This is a genomic window from Geobacillus stearothermophilus ATCC 12980 (assembly GCF_030369615.1).
In the GTDB taxonomy this organism is placed as follows: domain Bacteria; phylum Bacillota; class Bacilli; order Bacillales; family Anoxybacillaceae; genus Geobacillus; species Geobacillus stearothermophilus.
Genome location: NZ_CP128494.1, coordinates 1568054 through 1593203, shown reverse-complemented (window position 1 = coordinate 1593203; position 25150 = coordinate 1568054). Strand labels below are relative to the sequence as shown.

The following is a 25150-nucleotide window of genomic DNA, read 5'->3' as shown; positions in this document are numbered from 1 at the left end:
GGGGTATGTTGATATGGTGAAAGAAATGACCGTGCAACAAATGACGGAAAAGGTGTTCAACAAAGAATCGCTGTTCATCTTGGACGTCCGCAACGAAAGCGATTTTCGCGATTGGAAAATCGAAGGGAAAAACTTTGACTATTTGAACGTGCCGTATTTTGAATTGATTGATGGGGTTGACTCGATTGTCGACCGTCTTCCGAAAGACAAAGACATCGTCGTCGTGTGCGCGAAGGGCGGATCGGCGGCGTTTGTCGCCGAACAGCTGACGGAAGCCGGGTTTGACAACGTTTATACGCTCGCTGGCGGGATGCAGGCGTGGAGTGAGCATCTCCATCAAGCGAAAGTATACGAAGATGATCAGTTGAAAATTTACCAATTCATCCGCGTCGGCAAAGGATGCCTGTCGTATATGGTCATCTCCGGAAGCGAAGCGCTTGTCGTCGATCCGTTGCGATTTATTGACGTGTACGAACAAGCCGCCCAACAAGAAGGGGTGAAGATCACGCATATCGTGGACTCGCACTTGCATGCCGACCATCTTTCCGGCGGCAAGGCGCTGGCCGAACGAACGGGGGCAACGTACTACTTGATGAAAAGCGAGGGAGCGGTGTTTGATTTCGAGCCGCTCGAGCAACATGACACGATCGACTTTGCCAACGTTCATTTGGAAGTGTTGGCCGTGAAAACGCCAGGCCATACGCCAGGCAGCGTCTCGTTCTTTGTCAACGGCAAATGGCTGTTCTCGGGTGACACGATTTTTGTCGGCGGTCTCGGGCGGCCGGACCTTGGCGGCAAAGTGGCGGAATGGGCGGCGGATTTGTATGACACCGTGTACGAAAAAGTCGCGGCCATGGCGGATGATGTGATCGTCTTGCCGGCTCACTACGCGAACTTGGATGAAGAAATCAACGCGGAGGGGTATGTCGGCGATACGTTGGGCCGCATCCGCGCCCGCAATGAGATGATGCAAAACAAACCGAAAGACGAATTTATCGATCTTGTCATCCAAAGCGCCAAGACGGAAACCCCGCCGAACTTTGAAGACATTGTCGCCATCAACCGCGGGCTCAAAACCGTGGATATCGAAACAGAGCGGGAGCTTGAGATCGGCCCGAACCGCTGCGCGCTGCATCATGCCCATGCCTAAAGAAGCGGCACAGATTGACAGGGGGCGGGGGCGTGCCCCGTCCCTTTTGAAACGAAAAGGGAGGATGATCGATGGATGTTTCGCTCGCGTTTCTCATTGTCATCTTTTTCATCGGTTTTGTCGGTTCGTTTATTTCTGGGATGGTGGGGATCGGCGGATCGATTATTAAATATCCGATGCTTCTGTATCTTCCGCCGTTGTTTGGACTGGCGGCGTTCAGCGCCCATGAAGTGTCGGGAATCAGCGCGGTGCAAGTGTTTTTCGCCACGATCGGCGGCGTGTGGGCGTATCGAAAAAGCGGCTATTTGAACAAATCGCTCATTTTGTATATGGGGGTAAGCATTCTTGTCGGCAGTTTTGTCGGCGGTTACGGCTCGAAGCTGATGAGCGAGGGAACGATTAACGTCGTTTACGGCGTCTTGGCGGCATTAGCCGCGATCATGATGTTTGTGCCGAAAAAAGGGATCGATGACATTCCGCTTGACCAAGTGACGTTCAACAAAGGGGTGGCGGCCGCCTTGGCGTTCCTCATCGGCGTCGGGTCCGGCATCGTCGGGGCGGCGGGGGCGTTTTTGCTTGTGCCGGTCATGCTCGTGGTCCTGAAAATCCCGACGCGAATGACGATCGCTACGTCTTTGGCCATTACGTTCATTTCCTCCATTGGCTCTACGTTCGGGAAAATCGCCACCGGCCAAGTCGATTACATCCCGGCGCTCATCATGGTCGTCGCGAGCTTGCTTGCCTCTCCGCTAGGGGCGAAAGCGGGGCAAAAAATGAACACGAAAGTGCTGCAAGTCATCCTTGCCGTGTTGATTTTGGCGACGGCGGTGAAAATTTGGGTGGATATTTTATGATCGAAGCACTTGAAAGGCGACGGGTCACGGGAAAAGACATGTGAATGCTGGAACTGATCATGTGTCGCCGTCCGTTTTCTGCGTGATGGTGAGCGATCGATTTGAGCATGCTAAACAACGGGAAAACATAACGAAGGGAAGAAGGAACGATGTTCCATTACACGGTTGACGTGTCAACGGGCATGAACGAAACGATCGAGCGTTTGGAAGAGAACTTGAAACAAGAAGGGTTTGGCGTGCTCTGGCGGTTCAGCGTGACCGAAAAGCTGCAAGAAAAGGGGCTTGATTTTTCCACGCCGATGGTCATTTTCGAAGTGTACAACCCGCAAGAAGCGGCGCGGGTGTGAAATGAAAACTTGTTGGTCGGTTACTTTTTGCCGTGCAAACTCGTCTATCAAGAGAACGGCACAACGAAAATCGGCATGCCGAAGCCGACAATGCTTGTTGGCATGGTGAACGAGCCGGCGTTGAAGGAAATCTCGGAAGATATTGAGAAAAGGTTGGTCGCTTGCATTGACCAATGCCGTCAGTGAAAAGGAAAAAGGTGTCCCGCAGACGGGGCACCTTTTGGTTGTGCACATATAAACGGAAACGCAGGTTTGCCGAAAGAAAAGCGCTCTTTTCCCCTCTTCGCTGCTATTTGATCCACATAGGAGGCGGACGGCCGCAAAGCCCATCCTTTCTACAAATTCTCTTTCCCCGCCGCTTTTTTTGTTTTTGCCCGTTTTTTGGCTGCGCGCGGCTGTTTTTCCGTTTCCAGCTCGCGATGCACAATCCGGTCGGGGTTGAGCCCATTGCCGAGCGTGCCGTACACATGGCCTTGCTTCGGCTCGATGAGCTCGTTGTGCTCGTAGTAGACGCGCGGCGTTTTCCAAAGGGCGGCCAACGCTTTTCCCATCGGCATTTCGTGGTAGCGGTCGGGCCACATTTGTTTGATGTGTTTTTTCACGAGCGGGTAGTACTTCGAGCTCATCGCTGGAAAGAGATGATGTTCAGTATGGTGCGAAAAGTGGAAGTGAAGGATATCCACCCACTTTGGCACGGTGACCGACAAACTGTTCGCCAACGGATCGTTGACCGGCACTAACGGATTGAGACGATGGTTGGTTGCGATATAGCTCATGACGATCGTGTTGGCGACGAGCAGCGGAAGCAAAAAGGCGAACAGCCATTTTTCCCAGCCGACAAGCCATAACAGCCCGAGCCATGTCGCCCAAGGCAAGAAAAATTGAAACAGGACAACCGCGCGGTTCTTCCGGCGAAAGTCTTTGAAAAAGTAAAAAAGCATCCGCACCGAATGAAGGGTAAACATCACCGACAAGGAGCTAAACGAGAAAAACGCGCGAATCGGAAACGGGATGCGGTATACCCAAGAGAGCAGGCGGCTTTTCGCTAATTTCTCCATGCTTGGCCACGCGTCCGGGTCTTTTTCTTCATGCTGGGTATGCACATGGTGGCTGGCGTTATGCCATTTTCTCCACAACTTCGGACCGGTGCAAAGCGGCCAAAAGGCGATCGCTCCGAGAAGATCGCGCAGCCATGGTGTACGGACGACGGTGCCATGCAAAATTTCATGTCCTAAAAATCCTAACGCAGCAAAACTGAAACCAAGCACAACCGAGATGAGGAGGTTCCATATAGGATGGAGGTGGAAAAGGGACACAGCGAGGATGCCGGCGGTGACGAGCCCTACATAAGCCAGACCTCCAAACAAGCGGGACTTCACGGGTTGAAACGCTTTTTTCGGCAAATACGGGGCCATTTTCGCCGCGTACCAGCCGAACGGGTGAAAATCATTCATTCAGTGATCTCCTTTCAAGCTACTCTCCGTTTGACAAGCAGCGGTGAAGCCATTCACACACTCTTGGTCGCAACGAAGACCTTATTTCATAAGGTGATCCCCAAAGCTGTCATCTATGCCGAAATGATGCGGAGGGCGGAGAAAAGCTCTAGGTCACTATAAAATTTATCATAATATCTTTTGGCTTGTCCTGTCTATAGGCTTGATGGAAAACTGCCAAAATTGAGTATGACGGCAATATTTCGAGAAGAACAGGCTAAACGATTGAGAAGGCGGCTGGCTAAAACATCATGATCAATGTCCCGATGGTAATGAGCAGCACCCCGATCACCACTTTCGCGGACAGCGGTTCGCCGAGAAACATCGCCGCAAACAAGATCGTCAGCACCAAGCTCGACTTGTCAATGGCGGTGACGCGCGAGACATCGCCGATTTGGATTGCTTTGTAGAAACAAAGCCACGACAATCCGGTTGCTGCTCCTGAGAGGCAGAGAAACACCCAGCTTTTCGTTGAGATCGCTTTGACGCCTTGATGGGCGCCTGTCATCCAGACGATCATCCATGCGAGCACAAGCACGACGGCGGTGCGAATGGCGGTCGCGAGATGGGAATTGACGTTTTCAATGCCGATTTTCGCCAGCACCGATGTCAGCGCCGCAAACACCGCCGCCAACAAAGCATACACGATCCACATATCGATCCCTTCGCTTTCGCTGAGAATTTTTCTCATCTATTATACTATGAGAAGGAAGAACATTTCGCCATTTTTCCGTTCGTTTGTTATAATGGAGGGCAAGCACCACTTTTGCGAGCTGGGCGTTAAGATGAGCACAAATCCCCCTCGTTCTGATGAAGTGCGCCAATGGTTCGCACCGTTTGTGATCGAAGAACCCGACAGCTATCAGAATAAAAAGGAAGCGTTGCAGAACAAGAGCAGATGGAGTCAGGCGCTGACGTACGGAGAGAAGAGGGTGGATATTTCCAACTTTCCACTAGCCCCGGCTTCTGTCGGAACACCGTTTTTCCAGCCGCTTTTGGCATGACGAAAGAAAGAGGGATCAGAGATGTTGATTGCACTCGATATGGACGGAACGCTATTAAACAGGGAAGGAAAAATCAGTGAACGAAACCGGACGGCCATCACCGCAGCGCAGGCGCAGGGCCACATTGTCGCCGTCGTGACAGGGAGGGCGCGCAAAGACGCGCTCGCCCCGCTTCGCGAGGCGGACATTATCTGCCCGATTGCCAGCTTAAACGGCGCGGTCGTTTCGCTCGAAGACGGCACGGTCATCAGCGAGGCGCCGCTCGAGCGGACAATCGTCCGTCCGACGCTTGAGTGGGTGCGCGAACAGTCCGATTTGTATTGCGAAACGTACACGGGCGATGCGGTCTATGTCGGCCTGCACAACCGCGCCCAATGGGAGGCGCTCGCTTCCGGGATGGCCGATGCGGCGCCAGAGGTGAAGTGGCTCGTGAACAAGCAGTTCCAGCAGGCGCGGGTGATGTATGTTGATGACATCCGCACGGTGTGGGACGACCCGCAGACGGTGATGTATAAGCTGCTGATTTTCGCCCTCGACCGCGAGCGGCTGCGTGATGCAGCGTCGCGATTCGCCGCGCTCCGTGGTGTCACGGTTACCTCGTCGCACCCGCACAATATTGAGATGAACAACGAACGGGCGACAAAAGGCGAGGCGCTCAAACAGCTCGCCGCCCATTACGGCATCGATGTGCGCGACACGGTCGCTTTTGGCGACAGCCATAACGATTTGTCGATGTTTAAGGTCGCAGGCTATCGCGTGGCGATGGACAATGCCGAGCCGGAGCTGAAAGCCATCTGCGACATGGTGACGTCCTCCCACGAAGAAGATGGGGTGGCGGCGGGGCTTGAGCGGCTGCTTGCGAAACGGGTGTAGCGGCACCCGTTTTTTTTCGATTGGACGTTCACCACATCGCTTTGGATGTAGAGAGGCTCAGGTTTCCGGTGCTTGCCCCGTCTGCTGAAACGTGAATGTGTGCTGTCGGAGAGGGGAATCGTTTTCGCCGCTTATGGACAACAGTCGCATCATCATCTCAACGTATGGCAACGAAAGGGGAGAACAATGACGCACGATCGCATTCAAGACTGAATTGGAATGTGGTGGGTGCCGGTGTATACAGCGGCGGTGGCGCTGTATATGGTGGTCCAGTTTGTCGAGACGGCCCCCGTTCACGATGCTATGGGAACTGCAGCGCTGTCAGCGTTTATTGTGTCCACGTTTTTCGCCCGCGGGGTGTACCAGGTGTCGGGAGCTCTGTTTTTTGCATTTGGTGTTGGATTGTTTTGTTTCGGATGGGCGCTGCTTGTGCGCCGGGTGAAGCGGTATGCGGTGATGGCGCTCTGCCATTGGAAAGAGCGGACAGAGGGATTGGGAAACTATTTTTTCATGTTTTTAGGAGCCGGGTTGTTTGTCGAGATGCTGGCCCGGTCTCCGCTGCTCGCTGGGCTTGGAGGCTGGTTTCGCGTCGGGGCGGAACATTCCGTCTGGCTGTATGGAATGATTGCCGTTTATTTTTTCGCGACGTCGTTTGTTGGGTTTCATCCGTTGGTCAACTTGACGCTGCTCATGCCGCTGCTTGTTCCGGCGGTGCCGTTGTCGATTGTGCTCGTTTGTTGCAGTTTGGCGACGGTCATGTACAGCCCGTACAATATTTCTGTTTCTTTGCTGGCGGAGGAGCTGGGGGACAATCCGTATCGGATCGGCAGGAGGAATGTTCCGTTTGCGCTCGGTTATATGGCCGGAGGAATCGGCATTGCGCTGTTGGCGGAGCGGCTGTTTTTCGGCTGATATCTATGGCGTTGTGGGGTCGTTTCCTTCTTTTTTTCAAAGAAAGAAGATTTTTAGGTTGACAGCGTTTTCAGCAGAACGATATAATGAGATCGAATCGATTGAATTGTTTGTCATTTCTTTTTTAGATCGATCTAATAAATAGGCGTGCCTAGTTGGTGCGCTCGGGATCGTCTGCTTAAAAATGGAAACAAAGAAGATTTGTTCTGGAGGTTTTTAGATCGATCTAATCTTCATTCTTTTGTTTTATATCTCACATTTCGCACCCTAACAAGGTCAAAACAAAGGATTTTTTATTTAACCCGTGGTGCTAGTTGAGCTTTATCGCTCAACTAGCCCAAGTGTAACCAGGGAATAAGCTAACAATATACCGTCTAGTGCCACTTCAAATCCGATAATCGAATTGGCTCGGATCCCCGTGATGCGATAGTGATCAACCAGAACCGAGAACACCGTCTCGATCACTTTGCGTTTTTGTTGGATCCACTGCTCCCATGTCTCAGACGCACGATGTTTCTGGTTTTTTCGAGACGGAGTCCAAAGCGCCATTTGGTATTCTTCGTACAGCCTTTTTTGCAAGTCACGGCTAATGAATCCTTTGTCCCCAAAGTTATACGGGTGGGGAATTTGGGTCATCACGCTTTCGGCTGCGATTCGATCGTGGCAAGATGCTTCCGTCACCACATACCCCATTGGCAGCCCTTGATCGGTCACTTGAAGGTGCAGCTTCAACCCGTAGTACCATTGCTTTTTGGAAGCGCAATACCCGATGTCGGCGATCTCTTGAAACCGTTTGACGCGATGCATTCTTGCCGTATGGCACAATGGGAGCGGCAAGCTGTCCACGACGGCATAGGCATGATGTTGACCGCGTTTTGCCAGCTCATGACGGATCCATTTGATGGCGAAACCAAGCGCCCGGCAACGGCGGTTATACCGGGAACGTTCGAGAAACGAGCCGTTTGTGAACAAATTTCCCGTGACAAAACGATGCCATGCCCGTGAAGTAAAACCGAGCAGCTTTCCTAAAAGATGAATGGCGATGATGACAACGTCCTCTTGCTTGACCAAATGGCGATTTCGACGATGAAGATGCACCTGAATGCATGAAAGTTGAGCAGAAACAAAAACGAAAATGGCGGCATATTGCTTTTGAATCTTGGCCCGATCTGTAGTAAAATGAAAGTGCTCTTGCATGGGGGTTCTCCTTTCGAATGGCAGGTCGCACTTTCATTCTACAGGAGATCCGCCAGCAAGGGCTATTTTTATGCTTGCTCAAGTTTATCTAGCACCACGGGTATACTGCTATTTTCTCTGAAAAGAATATAATCTCTCCAAGTTTCTTACATAAAGAGTACCATTTTTATCTATTGCTAAATCCCAAGCATTATGATCAAGCAAAATAGTTACTTTCATAGTAGATGGATCAACTTCAAAAAGCTTCCCTTCAACAGTACCGTACAATAAACCATTTTTTCCGTTTACTAAAACGGCATTTTTGAAGCGACCAGAAATCGCTTTTAAAATTTGCTTAGTTTTAAATGAATTCGTCGAAGGGTTGTATTGGAACAGTGTCCCATTAGCCATTCCCCATATGTTTCCATCAGGTCCCTCAATTAAAGAAGATATCATGACACTGTTTAACGGTATTGGTAAAAATTCGACCCGCTTTGGATTATCAAGTTTAAAACGGAAAAATCTTGCCGGCTCTTTTGACACTTTATAGTTGGCGTGACGAGATGTTCCCCCATAAATATAGCCATCTTTATACGCTAAAAGAGATATAATACTCTGATTATTGATAAAGTTTGGATAAACTGTTGATTTGCCCGAAACCGTATCATAAAGGGCAAGCACACCACCTCCGGTTGAATTCTCCGGATATGTTCCAAGCAAGAGAGTATTATCTTTTTTAATTAAAGCTGTAATTCTTGTCTGACCATATGACAAAAGATTTAGTAACTTTCTGGGATTTATTGGATATCCTTTCCATTTCGATGCTAAATCGTACTCAAGCAATCGAGCTTTCGGATAAGCACCTAAATACATTTTTCCAGGTGTAACAAGTATCGTTTCTAATTGACTAACAGGTTTTAACTCAATTTCTTTTTTCGTATCCACATCGTAAATACACAAGCCACCTGACATATAACCGTTAATAATAATTTTGCTCCCATCTAAACTTTGCGTCATTGTGTATAAATTAACGGGTTGAGCCGGTAAAGTAGGTTTACGAATGACAAGCCTATTCCGAATCGGATTCAACTCATAATAACGCCCGTCATTATCTACAAGACCTGTTAAGACCGTTTCTCCATTTTTCTTTTTCACGAAGTCCAAAGAAATCGCTTCGGTAAATGGAGGCAACGAAAGGTTAGTTCTATAAGTTTTTAACGTTTTCAAATCAAAACGGTAAAACTTCCCTTTATATGTATAATAGACCTCATTCTTAAAAGGATTCTTGTTAGATACGATTGAACTTGCAGGAAATTCAGCCACGAAACGGTTTTTTTTTCATATCATACACGGCAATTTTCTCGCTCGGATACATGCGGGCAAACAAATACTGGTTCACAATTCTCATCTTATAGATATATGTTTCGGACTGATATTTAAGCGGTAAAATATGTTCTTTTTTACCTGTCGATAGATTCCATTTAAGCAAATTCGCTTTTGCTCCGAGCGAAATAAACAAAGTATTGGAACCTTGATCATACACAATTGATTTTGCGAATTTCTTACCCGGTTCTAAAGGTGATAAGCCGCTGACACGTTTTCCTTTAGCTTTACTAAAACTAAAGAAATTAGCCCCATATGCGGTTGTTGCAAATAATTTTTGATTAGAATGTGTAATATCTTGAATAGCTACTTCTTTAGAACCGCCTAATTGATTACCAAAATTCTTGAATGAAAACATATTAGGATCAAAGCGATAAATACTGCCTTTATTCGTGCCGCCAATCCATAAAACTCCCCCTTCATCTATGTCCATGGCCCAAGCAGCAGTGGAATCCAAGAGTGGAAATGTTTTCTTGACCTTTCCCGTATTGAGGTCTAAAACAGCTAGTACTGTAGGTGTTCCGTGCAAAATCATATACAAATAACAATTTCCTTTTTTATCCATGGCGGCACGTGAAGTATTAACAGAGATATTGCGCACCTTAGGACCTAAATCCGTCAACACTCCATAAGGTGTGGAAATAGATTTTGCATAAGCAAAAAAAGGGTGAATGAAAAAAAGGAAAAAATTAAAAATCATAAAAGAAGAAACCAATAATAAATGACGCTTAAACTTTAACATAAACGACACTCCCGCAATGCTTCGGTGAGAAACGGCTCTCGCCCAGGGGCAAAATCCCGATGAAGCAGGAGTTCCAGGCCCCCTTCGTTAAACAGCGACACATAATGGGAAACGGTTTGGCGGCACACGTTGACCATGGAGGCCACGTCTTTGTCCAAATAGCCTTCCATGACCAGGCGGACGGCCATCACACGTTGGCGGAGATGAGCGTTTTTGATCTTCCGTTCCTGCTTGCGGAGTTTCCGGGGCACCCATCCATGGTTGTCGGTGATGTTGAGACGTTTCATGCAGAATTCCGCTCCTTTCTCATGCTTTTCCTTAGGAGCAGTATAACCAGAGTGGGCACCGCTTATGCGAAGGTTAATGTAAATTATCACTTTATTTCGGAACAAAAGAGCCATTTTTTTGCACATTCCTTCAGAAAGCCCTCTCCCCTTTTCTGAAAGAATGTGCTAAATTTTTTGTGAATTATTTCGGAAGAGAAAATCCATCGGTTCAGAGGAGGGGAGGAGGACGTGATTCAATTTCATGACTTTGGCATTGACGTCCAAACGTATGCAGAGCGTGGAAAAGAAAACGACTTCCCTCTTCTGACACAGTGTCCGCATTGCCGGGCCAAGCGCCCGTTGCACCGCCACGGTTACGATGAGCGAAACGCATTGACCCCACATGGTGATGATCGCATTTGGATTGTCCGGTATCGCTGTCGGGAATGCTTGAAGACGGTGAGTGTGCTGCCTTCCTTTCTCCTCCCGTATTTTCAGTATACGTTGTCCGCCATATGGCAAGTCGTGAAAGAGCAGTTGGGATTGACCGAGGGGACGAACCGGGCTCCGTTCCTCCTGACAAAGGACGGCATCATCTTTTATGTCCGACGGTTCTACCGAAACCTATCAAGCCTTCATAGCTTTTTTGCGAGGCGGTGGAGGATCATAGGCCCTATCGTGAAAAAAGAAAAGGAACGGGCTTCCTGGTGGATCCGGACGTTGGAGAAACACGGTCTTGATTCGGTCATCAGAGACATGTGGGAGGACGGATTCCGACACCCTTTTGCGAATTAAATGGGATCCTTATTTTACATATATATCCTAAATTGGAAATAGTTGAGGTTCCCACAAACCTTTCCTATCGACGGAGAAAAAGCGATCCGGTACGATAAGGGCAGACGGACCGGAACGGTCCTGATTCCAAGTGAGACAAGGAGGAGATTCGAATGGATGAGTCGATGAGACACGACATTGCCCTGTTTCGGTACGGGCTAATCGCTCCGTTGGTGAATGGGCAGGTGGAACCGAAGACGTATCTGAAAGAGGTGAGCGAGCGAGTGCACCATGTTCCCCACCAGGGCGACAAACGAATCGCAGCCAAGACGATCCTCGATTGGTGCACCCGATACAAAAAAGGGGGCTTTGACGCCTTAAAGCCGAAGCGCCGTTCGGACCGCGGCCACTCAAGGCGTCTGTCGCCCGATGATGAGGATCATATTTTAGCCCTAAGAAAAGAACATCCCACCATGCCCGTGACGGTGTTCTACGAACACCTGATCGAGCAGGGGGAAATCCCAGAAAATCATACCTCTTACTTTACTATATACCGATTGTTGAAAAAACACAACCTGGTGGGAAAAGAAATCTTGCCGATGCCGGAGCGAAAGCGTTTTGCGTATGACCAGATCAATGAGCTATGGCAAGGGGACTTATCCCATGGACCCACGATTCGCGTCCATGGGAAAGCCCAGAAAACGTTTTTGATCGCGTATATCGATGACTGCTCGCGGTTAGTGCCATATGCCCAATTTTTCCCTTCGGAGAAGTTTGACGGGCTGCGGATCGTCACGAAGGAAGCGGTGCTTCGCTGCGGGAAGCCGAAGCGCATTTACTCGGACAACGGGAAAATTTATCGGTCCGAGGTGCTGCAGTATGCGTGCGCCGAGATGGGGATTACACTCATCCACACCCAGCCGTATGACCCGCAAAGCAAGGGAAAAATCGAACGGTTCTTCCGCACCGTACAGACGCGGTTTTATCCACTGTTGGGGCTGAATCCGCCGAAATCGCTTGACGAGTTGAACGAGCGTTTTTGGAAGTGGCTTGAAGAGGAGTATCATCGAAAACCGCACGCCTCCCTGGACGGAAAAACGCCGCATGAGGTGTTTCAATCGCAAGTGCATCTCGTGTCGTTCATCGAAGATGGCGATTGGCTGGATGCGATTTTTCTGAAACGGGAGCACCGCAAGGTGAAAGCCGATGGCACGATCACCCTGAATAAACAGCTATACGAAGTGCCGCCTCGGTTCATTGGGCAATCGATTGAGCTCCGCTATGACGAACGAGGCGTCTATGTGTACGAAGATGGCAAACGGGTGGCGGAGGCCGTTCGGGTGCGTTTGGAGGACAACGCCTATGTAAAACGCCATCGGTCCCCTTTTGCGGCGATTCCGGCGAAGGAGGGAGAACACGGTGTATAAATCGTTTTACTCCCTTTCGCGGGAGCCGTTTGCGAAAGAAACAGACCCGTCCGAGGCGTATCAAGGGGCGTCATTTCAGGAAGCGTTGCGGGCGCTGGAGTACGTGAAACGAACCCGGGGGATCGGGCTGTTGATCGGAGAGCCGGGGGCGGGCAAGACGTTCGCCCTTCGGGCGCTGAAAGAGTCATTGAATCCATCATTGTATCATGTCGTCTACTTTCCGTTATCCACCGGAGGCGTGATGGATTTTTACCGTGGACTGGCCTTGGGATTAGGAGAGGAACCGAAGTATCGCAAGGTAGATCTCTTCCGCCAAATCCAGCAGGCGATCGAGCGATTGTATCATGAACGACGGATCACGCCGGTGTTCATTTTGGACGAGATGCATTTGGCCAAGGATGCCTTTTTACAAGACATCGCCATCTTGTTCAACTTTGAGATGGATTCGACCAACCCATTTGTCTTGATGTTGGCCGGGCTGCCCCATTTACAGGGGAAGCTGCGGCTCAATCAGCACCGCCCTCTCGACCAGCGGATCATCATGCGATACCGGATGGGGCCGCTGGAGAAGGAAGAGGTGGCGGGCTACATCGAACATCGGATGAAACAGGCCGGGGCGAAGCATCCGATCTTCACTCCATCGGCGTTAGAGGCGATTGCACTGCAGTCGCGGGGATGGCCTCGGGTGATCAACACGTTGGCCACGACGTGCCTGTTATACGGGTATCAGCTGAAAAAGGACGCCATTGACGAAGAAGTGGTGCGCATGGCCGCAGAGGAAATGGGGTATTAGCATGAAAGGGGCCGAATCGGCCTCTTTTGTGCTTTTTCTTTTCCATCGGTCCATCAGGCGCGCTGGAAATCTTCATCTGAAAGAGCGTGCAAACGTTCCGAAAGAATGTGCAAAATCCGGAACAATCCGCAAAAATTTTGCACATTATTTCCGAATCCGCCTGAAATAATTTGAAAAAGGGATTCTGAAATAATGTGCTAGTTTACAATCGGTTCTCAAATGTTCGCTGATCATCCCCCCTCTTTTTTGTTCCATTGTATGTAACTTGTTTTCTTTAAACGGAATTATTGAATGGATTATAACAAAGTTCGCTTTCGTTTGTCCATAACTTACTGAAAAATTTGAACTGTTTATGCAATCCGTTCAGACAATGGACGGGCAGGAAGACAGGCCTAACGCAGCATATGTCCCTTCACACAGACGTTTAAATGAAAAAAGGCTTCGCCGCCCTTTCTCTTGTTGAAAGCAAAAAGGAAAGAAACGCGAAAAAAAGCTTGAACGGCGGTGAATGAAGATGCTAAAATGGGAGTAATGTTCCACTGAAAGAAATGAAATTCCGTTGAACGGAACATAAGGAAGGGGGGAAACAAACAGGTGCAGGAAGAAAAAAAACACGAAGCCGGCTTGCGCACGGTGCAGCGGGCCATTGACATCTTGTATTGTTTTACCCTCGAGGAACAAGAGCTATCACTCACGGAAATTGCGAAAAAGATTTCGCTCGCCAAATCGACGACGACGCGCCTGCTCGCCACGCTGGAGCAAAACCGCTTGGTCGTCAAAGATCCGGAGACGTTAAAGTACCGTCTTGGACAAGGATTGTACTATTTAGGATATATTGCCGGCAAATCGATTAAAGTGCGGGAAATCGCGCGGCCGGTGATGGAGCGGCTGCGCGACGAGACGCGGGAGACGGTGAACTTATACGTGCTGGAACAAGATGCCCGCGTTTGCGTCGAACAGTGCGAGGGGCTTCAGGCGCTGCGCCATATGGTGAGAATCGGCGAGCGGCTGCCGCTTTGGGCGGGGGCGGGGGGAAAAGTATTGTTGGCCTATCAATCGCCCGAAGTTCAAGAGCGGATTTTTGCGCAAGTGCCGACAAAGGAACGATTGGATCGTCTGACGGCGGAGCTTGAGGCGATTCGCGAGCGCGGTGTGGCATCCAGCGTCGATGAACGGGAAGTCGGCTCTGCGGCCGTTGCGGCGCCCATTTTCGACATCCGCGGGGAAGTGGGCGCCTGCTTGTCCGTCTCTGGGCCGGCGCATCGATTTACACGGGAAGTGATGGAACAGTTCGAGAGGCTCGTAAAAGAAGGAGCACAAGCCATTTCCGAAAAACTAGGTTATCGACCATAAGGGGGAGAGCATATGGCGATTGCAAAGCGTGCTGTCCGTGTGCGCAATGTCTTGATCGGGGGAGACGAACCGTGCATTTGCGCCCCGGTCGTCGGAGCGGACGCGAAGCAAGTGTTGGAGGAAACAAGGCAAATCACGGAGAAAAAGCCGCATCTCATTGAATGGAGGGCGGACTTTTTCGAGGCGATTCGGGACGAACAGGAAGTGGCGGCCACATCGAGAAAGATGCGGGCGATTGCCGGAGACATCCCGATTTTGTTTACGGTTCGTTCCGAACAGGAAGGCGGGCAACCGATTTCGTTGACGGAAGAGGAAAAGATTCGGTTGTTTGAAACCGTCTGTGAAAGCGGGGCGATCGATTTGCTTGATTACGAGCTTGCCCATGGGCCGCGCATCCCGATCGTCCGGGAGCTGACGCGCCGCTATGGAGTGCGCCTTGTGTTGTCTTACCACAATTTTGATCATACGCCATCGAAGGAAGAGCTTGTCGCGAAAATGCGTCAAGCGGAACAATGCGGCGCCGACATCGCGAAAGCAGCTGTGATGCCGAAAACGCGGGGGGATGTGCTCACGCTGCTGCAGGCGACGGAAGAAGCGCGAAAAGAGGTGGACATCCCGCTGATCACGATGTCGATGGGGGCATTGGGCGCCATCACCCGCCTGGCAGGCGGATTGTTCGGCTCTGCCGTCACCTTTGCAGTCGGACGGCAAAGCTCGGCGCCGGGGCAAATTCCGATTGAAGACGTCCGGACCGCGTTGTCGGTCATCATGACATACGGACAATAAATCGAAATGGGGGAGGAGATTGTCATGGCGCGTTTGCCGCTGGAAGGCGTCAAAGTGCTCGATGTGTCGACAATGATCGCGGCGCCGTTTGGGGCGGTTTTGCTCGGTGATTTTGGCGCCGATGTCATCAAGGTGGAATTGCCAGGAAAAGGGGATACGCTCCGCCATGTCGGGCCGTTCAAGGATGGGGAGCCGCTCCGCTGGCCCGGACTGGCGCGCAATAAACGGTCGCTCACGTTGGATTTGCGCAAAGAAGAAGGAATGAATATTTTTAAAGAGCTTGTCCGCCACGTCGATATTGTCATCGAAAATTTCCGCCCCGGCAAGCTCGAAAAATGGGGCGGCGGATATGAAGAACTGAAGCGGATCAATCCGAAGCTGGTGATGATTCGCGTCTCGGGCTACGGGCAAACAGGTCCGTTTCGCGAGAAAGCCGGATTCGGCACGCCGGCGACGGCGTTCAGCGGGTTTACGTATTTGCAAGGGTATCCGGACCGTCCGCCGGTCAGCCCGATTTTGAGCATTAAAGATATTTTTGAGCATCCGCATTACCAAGCAAGGGAAAACATCATCGAAGTCGCCCATCCGCGCCTTAGCAAAATTAAAATGCCCGGCATTGTGCCGAAATTCGAAAAAACACCAGGCGCCATCCGCCGCACTGCTCCGGATTTAGGCGAGCATACCGAAGAGATTTTGCAAACGATGCTTGGCATGTCCAAGGAAGACATTGAGCGGCTGCGAGAAAACGAGATCATATGAATGAACGAACGGCGGCTTGCCGTCTTCCCGGCTCCTTGCCTTGTGCGAGGCTGCCGGGTTTTTTGTTTCGAAGTTTGTTTTCCCGGTAGCCCACGACTTGCATTGACACTGCTTGCCGCCAGCCTTTATACTTTTGATAGGTGAAAGCGACGGTAAAGCAGGTGATTCGAACGGTGTCAGATAAAAAGCGTTCCCGCGTGACGCTCGAACAAGTCGCCAAACACGCCGGCGTGTCGCGGGCGCCCGCCTCTCTTGTCGTCCGTGAGAGTCCGAATATTTCGAAAGAAACGAGAAAAAAGTGCTCCAAGCGATGAAAGAGCTTGGCTACGTCTATGACCGCGTGGCGGCCAATTTGCGTTCGCAGCGTTCGTCGACAGTGGGTCTTATTATCACCGAACTTGACAACCCGTTTTTTTTTCGAATTGCTCGTTGGCGTCCATGAGGCGCTCGATCAGGAAGGATATACGGTCATTTTAGGCACGACGTTTGACCGGCCGGAAAAACAAGACGCCTTATTGTCGACGATGCTGGAGCATCGGGTGGGCGGTGTGATCATGAGCCCGGTTCCTGGATGTTCGGCAGAGATGCTCGAGCGGCTGCGGCAGTGGGATATTCCTGTTGTATTGTTTGCCCGTGATGAACTTCCGGCCGGACAGTTTGATTATATTGGGATCGATAATATAGCCGGCGGGCGGATGGCGGTCGAGCATTTGCTCGAAGGCGGCCATCGGCGCATCGCCTTTATCGGTGGGTCTCCGCAATCGTCCGTATGGAAAGCGCGCCGGTCGGGGTACAGTGAAGCGTTGCGTGCGGCGGGCATCGAGATGGATGACACGCTGCTTGTGCCATCGGCGACGACAAGGCAAGGCGGGCGGATGGCGGTCAAACGCCTGTTGCAGCACCCGAACCCGCCGACAGCGCTCTTTTGTTACAACGATGTCGTCGCGTTTGGGGCGATGCTTGGCTTAAAAGAGGAAGGGATCGTTCCAGGGCGCGACATCGCGGTCGTCGGGTTTGACAATATTCAAGAATCGGCGCTGTTTCAGCCGCCGCTCACAACTGTCGCCGCGTTTCCTGAGAAGATCGGCGCCTATGCGGCCAAGCAGCTGCATGAACGCATGAAAGGGGATGCGAGTGCACCGAAACGGACGATTTTGCATCCAGAGCTTGTCATTCGCCAGTCTTCTGGGAAGAGAGAGGAAAAGAGGTGAAGCAGCGTGGAGAGGCAGACGGTCATCCCGCTTCGCGAGCGAAATATCATTTTGATCGGCTTTATGGGAGCGGGGAAAACAACGATCGGGCAGCTCGTGGCAAAGAAGTTATACCGCGACTTTATCGATGTCGATGCGGAAATCGAGCGGCGGCACGGGATGTCGATTCCGGAGATGTTCGCGCAAAAAGGGGAAGCGTATTTTCGGCAGGTTGAGCGGGAGCTGATCGTTGATTTATGTACGAATACGAGGTTGAAAATCCTTTCGCTTGGCGGCGGTGCGTATTTGCAGGAAGACGTGCGGCGCGCCTGTTTGGCCCACGGCATCGTCTTTTTCCTTGACTTGTCGTGGGAGCATTGGAAGGAAGAGCGGCTGCCGCTTATTGCCGACAGCCGGCCGGTGTTGAAAAACAAAACGTTGGAAGAAGTGGAGCAGCTCTTTTTCCAGCGCCAATCAGCCTATGCGCTCCATCATTCCCGCGTCATTATCAATGAGCTCGAGGCTGAACAGGCGGCGGACCAAATTGTTCAGTCGATTAAATGGACATGGGATGTGTACGAGCCGAACCGTTGAGAGGATTTAGCCGCGGGCAAGCAAGCTCCTAGGCAAAGGGGCTTGCTTTTTTGATTTCCTCATTGGCAAGGGTTGCCGCCACTTGATTGGAAATGGACTTCGGTTGACCAAAAAAGAAATTTCGAATGCCGCATCCGCCTGTTCTTGCCGGACAATCGTTTCGTGTGTTATAAATAGGGGAAATAGGTGAAAGATTGAGAGAGTGGGGAGATGGAGAAGCGGGTGTTCAGCTGGCTTTATGTGTATATGGTCTTGGCAGTGCTGGTTCTGTTCGCGCCCTATTGGCTTTGGTGGCTGAAACCAGAAACAAAGCTTGATTTGCTCATTGTCGACAAAACGGTGCCCGATCGGTCGTATCACGAGCATCAAGGGCTCGTTTGGGTCTTGAATCAGCAAAAATACGTCCACGGCAACGGAAAGCGATACAAAGCTGCGCGCGATTACGCCGGGTTTGCGCCGAAACAGGATGAAACGTACGAGGTGCGGCCGCTGCCAAAGGAGATGGCACGGTACGATGCGGTCTATATCGTTGACACATATGGGGTATATGAGGAAGAGTTTGTCCACAAGCAAACGGACGGCGCGCGGGCGAAAGTGTACGGCGGGCTTGAGCGGCAGGAGATGGAGTCGCTTTGGCGGTTTGCCCGCCAAGGCGGGAAAACGTTGATCGCCGAGTTCAATTCGATGGCCCATCCGACAGAAAAAGAAGTGCGCGCCTCGTTTGCCCAGCTGTTCGGCCTTGAGTGGACCGGCTGGATCGGCCGTTATTTTCCTGATTTGAACAGCCAGGAAGTGCCAGTGTGGGTGAAAGAAAACTACAAAGCGCAATACGGAAAGGCGTTTTCGTTCCGCGGGCCGGGTATGGTGTTGGTCGATGAGTCGGATCGGCTTCTTGTCCTCGATCGGCGCGACCTTGGCGGCGGTGGCGTCATGTTTTCCTCCACAAAAGCGGGGGAAGCCCGTTGGGGCGGCAAGATGCGCACATCGTATTCGTATTGGTTTGACATCGTCAAGCCGCTTGATGAGCGCATGGTGCTCGCAACGTACACGCTGTCGCTGTCTGAGCGCGGGAAAGAGAAGCTGCGGGCGATCGGGCTGCCGTTTTCCTTTCCGGCCGTTGTCCGCTATGAGACAAAGACGTATCAGTCGTATTACTTTTGCGGCGATTACGCTGATCAAGGGGAACTGCCTTCCGTTTATCAGACCGTGGGGCTGGATGTATGGCGCAAATGGACGGAGGACGGCCGCTCGGACAACGGCGCGGCCTTTTACTGGAAGGCGTACGTGCCGATGATGAAAGCGATTTTGCGGGAAATCAAGGCATATAAGGAAGATGGCAAGCTGCAGGACGCCGTTCAAACGGTGGAACAAAGCGGCGTCCGCTTGGCGGGAACGGTCGGGCGCGACTATTTGCAAGTATACCGCAACGGGAGATGGGAGCCGCTGCTCATCAAAGGAGTCAACCTCGGCATCAGCAAACCCGGCGCGTTTCCGGGAGAGGTGAAGATTACGAAGGAAGAATATTTCCGCTGGCTGCAGTACATCGGGGCGATGGGGGCGAATGCCATCCGCGTCTATACGATCCATCCGCCGGCGTTTTACGAGGCGCTTTACGAGTACAACCAAATAGCGAAGCAGCCGCTTTATTTGTTCCATGGCGTCTGGATCGATGAAAGGACGATGCTGCGGACGAAGGATGTGTGGGCGCCTGAGGTGAGTGAGGCGTTTCGCACGGACATTCGCCGTACGATTGACCTCGTTCATGGCAAGGCCCGCATTGCAAAACGGCCTGGGCATGCCGGCGGGATGTACCGATACGACCTTTCTCCGTATGTTCTCGGCTGGATTTTCGGTGTCGAGTGGGATCCGGACGTTGTGGCGGCGACGAACGAAAAACACCCGAAGCAGGGCGACTACCGCGGCAAATACGTATACACGAAAGGAGCCAGCCCGTTTGAGGCATGGCTGGCCCGTATGATCGACGAAGCGGTGGCGTATGAAACGGAAACATACGGCTGGCAGCGGCCGGTCAGTTTTACGAATTGGGTGACGACCGACCTCCTCCGCCATCCGGCCGAACCGTTTGTGAAAGAAGATTTTGTTTCCGTCAACCCGAATGTCATGTACGCCACTGACGAGCTGCAGGCCGGGCTGTTTGCGTCATACCATATTTATCCGTATTACCCTGACTTTTTGAATCGTGAGGAAAAATACGTCAGCTATGTTGACCAACGCGGCGAGCAGAACAGCTATGCCGCCTACTTGCATGACATGAAGGCGGCGCACCGGATGCCGATTTTGGTCGCTGAATTTGGCGTTCCTTCTTCGCGCGGCATGGCGCATCGAAATGTATACGGGAAAAATCAGGGGTTTTTGTCGGAACAAGAACAAGGAACGATCGACCGGGAGTTGTTTGAGGACATCGTCCATGAGTGGATGGCGGGAGGGCTGTTGTTTTCCTGGCAGGATGAATGGTTCAAGCGGACATGGAACACAATGGATTATGACAACCGGGACCGCCGCCCGTTTTGGCTGAACGTGCAGACGAACGAACAACAATTTGGATTGCTTCGGTTTGAGCCAGGTCCAAGCGCAGCCGCGATGATGAAGGTCGACGGCCGAAAAGACGATTGGACATTCAACGGAATCCGGCCGGCTTGGACAGAGGGCAAGCGGGCGCTGTACGTCACAAGCGATGAAGGGTATTTGTATGTGCGGCTTGACAGCGGACGCATCACCGATCGGACGACGGTCTACATGGCGTTTGACACGATTCCGAACCAAGGGCAATCGCTCCTGCCCGGCCTGTCTGGCGTCCGGACAGCGGGAATTGACTTTGCCTTGGTCATTCATGGAGAACAGAGCGCCCGGCTGCTTGTCGACAGCTACTATGACACGTTTTACTTCCATTACGGAAAAGAGCTGCATATGATGCCGGCGGCCCCGTACGCCAATCGCAAAGATAACGGTGTCTACCACCCGATTCGCCTGACGTTGAACAAAAAATTGGAGGAAGTCCGCGGCAAGGCTGTGCCGTTCGACTCATATGAAACAGGGGTGTTGCGGTTTGGCACGGCCAACCCGACGATGAGGCATACGATTCACTCACGGATATCAGCGTCAGCCGCGATGGCGATATGTACGAAATCCGCCTGCCATGGGCGCTTTTGAACGTGACCGATCCGAGCCGGCGCGAGGTGATGGGCGACATGTGGTCGAAAGGCGGGCTCAAAAGCCGTGTCATCGTTGAAGGCATTCGTCTTGGTTTGTACGTTGAGGATGGAGACGATTCGTTTTCTTTCCCGGCGATGAACGGGAATGTGCTGCCGGCCGCGCGATTTTATGAGTACACGTGGCCGGTGTGGGAGGCGCCGCGCTATCATGAGCGGCTGAAGCAGTCGTATGAGGTGATGAAAGAGGCGTTTTCACGCGTGGACATCGCAAAGCAGCAGGGAGTGGAATAAAAAGAAAAGGGCTTGCCTCCTCTCGACATCATGATCATTCATCAAAGCAGGCGCCTGTTCAAACAACAGAAGGCAGAAGCCAAACCGATCGTCAAGCAGGAAAGTGCCGGCGGCGCTTTGGCTGCAGGCGTTGAGCGTGAAAGTGTTCGGAGTGAGCGATTTTAGCGTGCTTCTTCCGGAAGCGTTGGCGGGGGTTGCCTCGACGTGGATGATGTACGTGATCGTCAAGCCGTGGGCGGGCGGATAGCGGCGCGCTGGGCAAGCTTCGTGTTTTCCTGCTATTGACCGGAAAGTGTGCGATCAGTTACGCTATATGAGAGAGCGAAGCCGGTTTGTTCGGGGGCTGGTAAGTTGGGTCGGCTTCCGGCAGACGGCGGTTGAATACGAGCGGGAGCCGCGTTTCGCCGGCGAGACGAAATACCCGCTCAAAAAGATGATTCGGTTTTCGTTTGATGGCATCACCTCGTTTTCATACAAGCCGCTGAAGCTGGCGAGTTGGCTTGGGTTCTTGTTGTCGGCGGCCAGTGTGGTAGAGATGCTCGTTGTCCTTTATCTTAAATGGTTTGCTCATTCAACGGTCGCTGGCTGGGCGTCATTGTTGATGGCCGTGCTGCTTGGCAACGGGGTGACACTGCTCATGCTCGGCGCGATTGGCGAATATATCGGCCGGATTTACGATGAAGTGAAAGAGCGTCCGCTCTATATTGTCAATGAAACGTGGGGAGTCGGAACGAAACATGAACGAAAGCCTTCGTATATTCCGTAAAGAAAAACAAGCCGTATGGCGGTTTGGCCTCGTTGGGGTGAGCAATACCGCGGTGGACTTCGCCGTCTTTTTTTTGTTGACTGCTGCAGGCGCTAAGGCGGCGGTTGCCCAAGCCATTGCCTACGGCGCCGGGATGGCGAACAGCTACATTTGGAATCGGCGTTGGACGTTTCAAGTCAAACGGAAAGCCAATATAAAGGAAGTTTTGCGCTTTCTTGTCGTCAACGGGCTGTCGTTCGGTGCATCGCTTGCCGTTTTGCTGGCCGCGGAACGGTTTGCATCGCTCTGGCTGGCGAAACTGGCGGCGACAATCGCCGGGATGGCGGTGAACTTTATCGGCAGCCGCTATTGGGTGTTTGTGGAAATGGAAAAATAAGAAAACGATCCGGAAGCCATGCGTTGGGTCCGGATCGTTTTATGCTTTAGAAACTTAGTGAAAAAGGAAGCCGTCTTCGTTGCAGCCATCGTTATGACTCCCGAATTTGCCCCGTCCCGTACACGAGCGATTTCGTTGTCGTGATGGCGACAAGCCCCATCGGACCGCGGGCGTGCAGCTTTTGCGTGCTGATGCCGATTTCCGCTCCGTAGCCGAACTGTTCGCCGTCCGTGAAGCGGGTGGAGGCGTTATGGTACAAGACCGCCGCGTCGACCGCTTGGAAAAAGCGGCGGACGTTCGCTTCGTTTTCGGTGATGATCGCTTCTGAGTGCTTCGTCCCGTAGCGGCGGATATGGGCAATCGCCTCATCGACATCGGCAACGAGCTTAACCGCTAAAATCGGCGCCAAATATTCCGCATGCCAGTCGTCTTCCGTCGCCGGTTTGATGAACGGGTGCGATGACGCGAGGCGGTCGTCGCCGCGCAGCTCCACACCGCGGGCGTGCAGCGCCTCAAGCAAGTCGGCGGCATATGGCCAACGCTCATGGATGAGCACCGTTTCGATGGCGTTGCAGACGGACGGACGCTGCAATTTGGCGTTCAGGACGATGTTGATCGCCATTTGCCGCTCGGCTGATTCGTCGATGAACATATGACAGTTGCCGACGCCGGTCTCAAGCACCGGCACGGTGGCGTTTTCGACGACCGAGCGGATGAGCCCGGCTCCGCCGCGCGGGATGAGCACATCCAAGTAGTTGTTGAGACGGAACATACGCTGCGCCGTTTCCCGGCTCGTGTCTTCGAGCAGTTCAATCGCCGTTTCCGGAACGGTCGTCGTGCGGAGCGCTTCTTTCATGACGCGAACGAGCGCTTTGTTCGAATGAAGCGCTGATGTGCTGCCGCGAAGCAAAACCGCGTTGCCCGTTTTCAAGCAAAGGCTCGCCGCATCGACCGTCACGTTCGGGCGCGCTTCGTACACCATGCCAATGACCCCAAGCGGCACGCGCACCGTTTGGATGCGAAGCCCGTTCGGCCGCGTCCACTCTGCGATGATTTCTCCGACCGGGTCAGGCAGCGAGGCGACTTGGCGGACGCCGTCGATGATTTGATCCATTCGTTTGTCGGTGAGCTGCAGCCGGTCGAGCAGAGCCGGTGACAGCCCTTGCTCGCGGCCTTGGGCCATATCTTTTTCGTTTTCTTGCAAAATGAAGGCGCGTTCGCGGTCGATGGCTTTGGCGATCTGTTCCAATGCTGCGTTTTTTTCTTTCGTAGACAGCATGGCTAACGTTTGTGACGCCGTTTTCAACCGTTCGGCTTTTTCGAGCAGTTCGCTCATTTCGATACACTCTCCTTTCGCAACGTGACCCAATTGTCGCGGTGGATGACTTCCGGGCGGTGAAGGTAAGAGTATTGCCGCGCTTCCTCACTCGGAAGTCCTTTTACTTTTTCTAAATCGGCGGCGGCATAATACACTTGGCCGCGGCCGATCGTGATCCCTTTCTCATTGACAACATCGACGACATCCATCGCATGAAAGTCGCCGGAAACGGCCGTGACGCCGGCGGGAAGCAAACTTTTGCCGCGCGCAAGGAGCGCTTCCTCCGCGCCGCTGTCGACGGTGATCGTGCCGGCGACAGGCGCGTGATACGCGATCCATTGCTTGTGCATTTGCATTTGCTTCGGAAATGGGGCGCCGATGTACGTCCCATCACCTTTTCCGGCTAAAATATCGGCGAGTGCTTCTTTGCCTCGCCCGGTGCCAATAAAGACGCTGACGCCGAAGGACAACGCTTTTTGAGCGGCGAGAAGCTTTGAGCGCATGCCGCCGGTGCCGACTGCCGAGCCGCTGCCGCCGGCCGCTTCGATCATTTCGTCGGTAATGTGCGGCAAAAAGGTGTATTTTTTCGCTTGTGGATTCGTTTTCGGGTTGGCGTCATACAGCCCGTTAATGTCGGTAAGCAACATGAGCGCATCGGCGTGCAAAAAGCCGGCGACAAGCGCCGACAGCATATCGTTGTCGCCAAACGTCAATTCTTCAACGGAAACGGAGTCGTTTTCATTGATGATCGGGATCGCCCCGTGTTCGAGCAGCGTCGTCATCGTGGCGAACAAGTTGCGAAACCGTTCGCGGCTGTAAAAGTCGCTGCGCGTCAACAACAGCTGAGCGGCCGTAAAGCCGAATTGGGCGAACGCCGAGCTGTACGCCTGCATGAGCAAGCTTTGCCCGACGGCAGCCGCGGCCTGTTTGCCGGAGATCGTCGTCGGCCGCGCCGGGTAGCCGAGCGGCCCGAACCCGGCGGCGACAGCGCCGGACGTGATGAGAATGACGTCATGGCCGAGCTGTTTCAGATAGGCGATGGCTTCAACATGGCCGTGCAGCTTGTCGCGGCAAAGGCCACCTTTCGGATCGGTGAGCGAGCTGCTGCCGATTTTGACCACTACGCGCTGCCGTTTCATCGCGTTCCTCCCTCCTTTGCGTGTTGAATGGCATGAGTTGGATTGCCTAGCCGTCCTGCGAAGCGGCCGGCCAATAAAAAACGCTTTTCCTCCTTTCGCAAAAGGACGGAAAAGCGTTCCGCGGTACCACCTTTTTTGGCGCCTAAAGCGCCCCCTCGAGCCTGTAACGCAGGCGTGCGGCTTATGTTTGCATAAGCGGCCGTCTAGGGCA

The 25150-nt window shown here is 52.4% G+C and carries 21 protein-coding genes and 5 pseudogenes; 18 read left to right on the top strand and 8 right to left on the bottom strand.

Features of this window, described 5'->3' with window-relative positions:
* The first annotated feature begins 13 nt into the window (after window positions 1-13).
* The 3 genes and pseudogenes from QSJ10_RS08535 (at window position 14) to QSJ10_RS08525 (ending at window position 2537) form a co-directional block, all read left to right on the top strand.
* Window positions 14-1150, top strand: coding sequence for an MBL fold metallo-hydrolase (locus QSJ10_RS08535; RefSeq protein ID WP_033015460.1), 1137 nt, complete (start codon window positions 14-16; stop codon window positions 1148-1150).
* Window positions 1151-1221: 71 nt separating this feature from the next.
* On the top strand, window positions 1222-2004 hold the full coding sequence (locus tag QSJ10_RS08530; protein ID WP_033015458.1) for a sulfite exporter TauE/SafE family protein: 783 nt from the start codon (window positions 1222-1224) through the stop codon (window positions 2002-2004).
* Window positions 2005-2153: 149 nt separating this feature from the next.
* A pseudogene (locus QSJ10_RS08525) lies at window positions 2154-2537 on the top strand (DUF302 domain-containing protein).
* Between the two features lie 149 nt (window positions 2538-2686).
* On the opposite strand, the gene desB reads toward QSJ10_RS08525, so the two are convergent.
* Both desB and QSJ10_RS08515 read right to left on the bottom strand, forming a co-directional pair.
* Window positions 2687-3805, bottom strand: coding sequence for a Delta(10) desaturase DesB (gene desB / locus QSJ10_RS08520; protein ID WP_053532840.1), 1119 nt, complete (start codon window positions 3803-3805; stop codon window positions 2687-2689).
* A gap of 280 nt (window positions 3806-4085) precedes the next feature.
* Window positions 4086-4499: an EamA family transporter gene (locus tag QSJ10_RS08515; protein WP_023633522.1), complete on the bottom strand. Its 414-nt coding sequence runs from the start codon at window positions 4497-4499 to the stop codon at window positions 4086-4088.
* 130 nt (window positions 4500-4629) lie between these two features.
* Between QSJ10_RS08515 and QSJ10_RS08510 the strand changes: the two genes are divergently transcribed.
* The 3 genes from QSJ10_RS08510 to QSJ10_RS08500 all read left to right on the top strand — a co-directional run bounded on the left by QSJ10_RS08510 (window position 4630) and on the right by QSJ10_RS08500 (window position 6633).
* Window positions 4630-4848, top strand: coding sequence for a hypothetical protein (locus QSJ10_RS08510; RefSeq protein ID WP_147432153.1), 219 nt, complete (start codon window positions 4630-4632; stop codon window positions 4846-4848).
* 21 nt (window positions 4849-4869) lie between these two features.
* Window positions 4870-5721, top strand: coding sequence for an HAD family hydrolase (locus tag QSJ10_RS08505; RefSeq protein ID WP_053532839.1), 852 nt, complete (start codon window positions 4870-4872; stop codon window positions 5719-5721).
* Window positions 5722-5949: 228 nt separating this feature from the next.
* Window positions 5950-6633 carry a hypothetical protein gene (locus QSJ10_RS08500; RefSeq protein WP_259463356.1) on the top strand — a complete coding sequence of 228 codons (684 nt, stop codon included), beginning with the start codon at window positions 5950-5952 and terminating at the stop codon, window positions 6631-6633.
* Between the two features lie 321 nt (window positions 6634-6954).
* Here QSJ10_RS08500 and QSJ10_RS08495 read toward each other — a convergent pair whose 3' ends face one another.
* From QSJ10_RS08495 to QSJ10_RS08480, 4 genes are all read right to left on the bottom strand, one after another.
* Entirely contained in the window at window positions 6955-7830 is an 876-nt protein-coding gene (locus QSJ10_RS08495) for an IS982 family transposase (RefSeq protein ID WP_289492950.1), read from the bottom strand.
* A 108-nt stretch (window positions 7831-7938) separates the two neighbouring features.
* A complete protein-coding gene (locus tag QSJ10_RS08490; protein WP_289492949.1) occupies window positions 7939-9132 on the bottom strand; it encodes a hypothetical protein in 1194 nt (397 codons plus the stop codon).
* Entirely contained in the window at window positions 9125-9934 is an 810-nt protein-coding gene (locus tag QSJ10_RS08485; protein WP_289492948.1) for a hypothetical protein, read from the bottom strand. The genes QSJ10_RS08490 and QSJ10_RS08485 overlap by 8 nt, the downstream gene beginning before the upstream one ends.
* Window positions 9928-10221, bottom strand: a complete 294-nt coding sequence (locus QSJ10_RS08480) for a helix-turn-helix domain-containing protein (RefSeq protein ID WP_080985650.1) — start codon at window positions 10219-10221, stop codon at window positions 9928-9930. The genes QSJ10_RS08485 and QSJ10_RS08480 overlap by 7 nt, the downstream gene beginning before the upstream one ends.
* 228 nt (window positions 10222-10449) lie before the next feature.
* Between QSJ10_RS08480 and QSJ10_RS08475 the strand changes: the two genes are divergently transcribed.
* The 12 genes and pseudogenes from QSJ10_RS08475 (at window position 10450) to QSJ10_RS08415 (ending at window position 22482) form a co-directional block, all read left to right on the top strand.
* Window positions 10450-10995 (top strand): DUF6431 domain-containing protein, encoded by a 546-nt coding sequence (locus QSJ10_RS08475; protein ID WP_049625295.1) that lies wholly within the window; start codon window positions 10450-10452, stop codon window positions 10993-10995.
* Window positions 10996-11147: 152 nt separating this feature from the next.
* Window positions 11148-12401 carry an IS481 family transposase gene (locus QSJ10_RS08470; protein WP_061567316.1) on the top strand — a complete coding sequence of 418 codons (1254 nt, stop codon included), beginning with the start codon at window positions 11148-11150 and terminating at the stop codon, window positions 12399-12401.
* Window positions 12394-13194 (top strand): ExeA family protein, encoded by an 801-nt coding sequence (locus tag QSJ10_RS08465; RefSeq protein ID WP_289492947.1) that lies wholly within the window; start codon window positions 12394-12396, stop codon window positions 13192-13194. Before QSJ10_RS08470 ends, QSJ10_RS08465 begins: the two co-directional genes overlap by 8 nt.
* A gap of 594 nt (window positions 13195-13788) precedes the next feature.
* Window positions 13789-14547: an IclR family transcriptional regulator gene (locus QSJ10_RS08460; RefSeq protein WP_121625905.1), complete on the top strand. Its 759-nt coding sequence runs from the start codon at window positions 13789-13791 to the stop codon at window positions 14545-14547.
* Window positions 14548-14559: 12 nt separating this feature from the next.
* Window positions 14560-15333, top strand: coding sequence for a type I 3-dehydroquinate dehydratase (gene aroD / locus QSJ10_RS08455; RefSeq protein ID WP_014196097.1), 774 nt, complete (start codon window positions 14560-14562; stop codon window positions 15331-15333).
* 24 nt (window positions 15334-15357) lie between these two features.
* Window positions 15358-16092 carry a CaiB/BaiF CoA transferase family protein gene (locus QSJ10_RS08450; protein ID WP_033017082.1) on the top strand — a complete coding sequence of 245 codons (735 nt, stop codon included), beginning with the start codon at window positions 15358-15360 and terminating at the stop codon, window positions 16090-16092.
* Window positions 16093-16265: 173 nt separating this feature from the next.
* Window positions 16266-17303, top strand: a pseudogene (locus QSJ10_RS08440) (LacI family DNA-binding transcriptional regulator).
* A 6-nt stretch (window positions 17304-17309) separates the two neighbouring features.
* Window positions 17310-17876 (top strand): shikimate kinase, encoded by a 567-nt coding sequence (locus tag QSJ10_RS08435; protein WP_053532257.1) that lies wholly within the window; start codon window positions 17310-17312, stop codon window positions 17874-17876.
* A gap of 210 nt (window positions 17877-18086) precedes the next feature.
* A pseudogene (locus QSJ10_RS08430) lies at window positions 18087-21340 on the top strand (hypothetical protein).
* Between the two features lie 100 nt (window positions 21341-21440).
* A pseudogene (locus QSJ10_RS08425) lies at window positions 21441-21619 on the top strand (glycosyltransferase family 39 protein); the annotation flags it as partial.
* Window positions 21612-22106: pseudogene (locus QSJ10_RS08420) on the top strand (glycosyltransferase); the annotation flags it as partial. The pseudogenes QSJ10_RS08425 and QSJ10_RS08420, both read left to right, overlap by 8 nt.
* A complete protein-coding gene (locus QSJ10_RS08415) occupies window positions 22078-22482 on the top strand; it encodes a GtrA family protein (protein WP_080997625.1) in 405 nt (134 codons plus the stop codon). The pseudogene QSJ10_RS08420 and the gene QSJ10_RS08415, both read left to right, overlap by 29 nt.
* 91 nt (window positions 22483-22573) lie before the next feature.
* On the opposite strand, the gene QSJ10_RS08410 is transcribed toward QSJ10_RS08415, so the two are convergent.
* Together QSJ10_RS08410 and proB are read right to left on the bottom strand one after the other, a co-directional pair.
* The gene (locus QSJ10_RS08410) at window positions 22574-23818 is read right to left on the bottom strand and encodes a glutamate-5-semialdehyde dehydrogenase (RefSeq protein ID WP_033017089.1); all 1245 of its coding nucleotides are present in this window, start codon (window positions 23816-23818) and stop codon (window positions 22574-22576) included.
* On the bottom strand, window positions 23815-24939 hold the full coding sequence (gene proB, locus QSJ10_RS08405; protein WP_033017091.1) for a glutamate 5-kinase: 1125 nt from the start codon (window positions 24937-24939) through the stop codon (window positions 23815-23817). The genes QSJ10_RS08410 and proB overlap by 4 nt, the downstream gene beginning before the upstream one ends.
* Window positions 24940-25150 lie beyond the last annotated feature (211 nt).

What these genes read in the sequence shown, in the direction of transcription:
- QSJ10_RS08415 (WP_080997625.1), top strand. Translation starts at nt 22,078, where the DNA reads ATGAACGAAAGCCTTCGTATATTCCGTAAAGAAAAACAAGCCGTATGG.
- QSJ10_RS08505 (WP_053532839.1), top strand. Translation starts at nt 4,870, where the DNA reads ATGTTGATTGCACTCGATATGGACGGAACGCTATTAAACAGGGAAGGA.
- QSJ10_RS08535 (WP_033015460.1), top strand. Translation starts at nt 14, where the DNA reads ATGGTGAAAGAAATGACCGTGCAACAAATGACGGAAAAGGTGTTCAAC.
- QSJ10_RS08470 (WP_061567316.1), top strand. Translation starts at nt 11,148, where the DNA reads ATGGATGAGTCGATGAGACACGACATTGCCCTGTTTCGGTACGGGCTA.
- QSJ10_RS08495 (WP_289492950.1), bottom strand. Translation starts at nt 7,830, where the DNA reads ATGCAAGAGCACTTTCATTTTACTACAGATCGGGCCAAGATTCAAAAG.
- desB (WP_053532840.1), bottom strand. Translation starts at nt 3,805, where the DNA reads ATGAATGATTTTCACCCGTTCGGCTGGTACGCGGCGAAAATGGCCCCG.
- QSJ10_RS08410 (WP_033017089.1), bottom strand. Translation starts at nt 23,818, where the DNA reads ATGAGCGAACTGCTCGAAAAAGCCGAACGGTTGAAAACGGCGTCACAA.
- QSJ10_RS08485 (WP_289492948.1), bottom strand. Translation starts at nt 9,934, where the DNA reads ATGTTAAAGTTTAAGCGTCATTTATTATTGGTTTCTTCTTTTATGATT.
- QSJ10_RS08515 (WP_023633522.1), bottom strand. Translation starts at nt 4,499, where the DNA reads ATGTGGATCGTGTATGCTTTGTTGGCGGCGGTGTTTGCGGCGCTGACA.
- QSJ10_RS08510 (WP_147432153.1), top strand. Translation starts at nt 4,630, where the DNA reads ATGAGCACAAATCCCCCTCGTTCTGATGAAGTGCGCCAATGGTTCGCA.
- QSJ10_RS08450 (WP_033017082.1), top strand. Translation starts at nt 15,358, where the DNA reads ATGGCGCGTTTGCCGCTGGAAGGCGTCAAAGTGCTCGATGTGTCGACA.
- aroD (WP_014196097.1), top strand. Translation starts at nt 14,560, where the DNA reads ATGGCGATTGCAAAGCGTGCTGTCCGTGTGCGCAATGTCTTGATCGGG.
- proB (WP_033017091.1), bottom strand. Translation starts at nt 24,939, where the DNA reads ATGAAACGGCAGCGCGTAGTGGTCAAAATCGGCAGCAGCTCGCTCACC.
- QSJ10_RS08530 (WP_033015458.1), top strand. Translation starts at nt 1,222, where the DNA reads ATGGATGTTTCGCTCGCGTTTCTCATTGTCATCTTTTTCATCGGTTTT.
- QSJ10_RS08480 (WP_080985650.1), bottom strand. Translation starts at nt 10,221, where the DNA reads ATGAAACGTCTCAACATCACCGACAACCATGGATGGGTGCCCCGGAAA.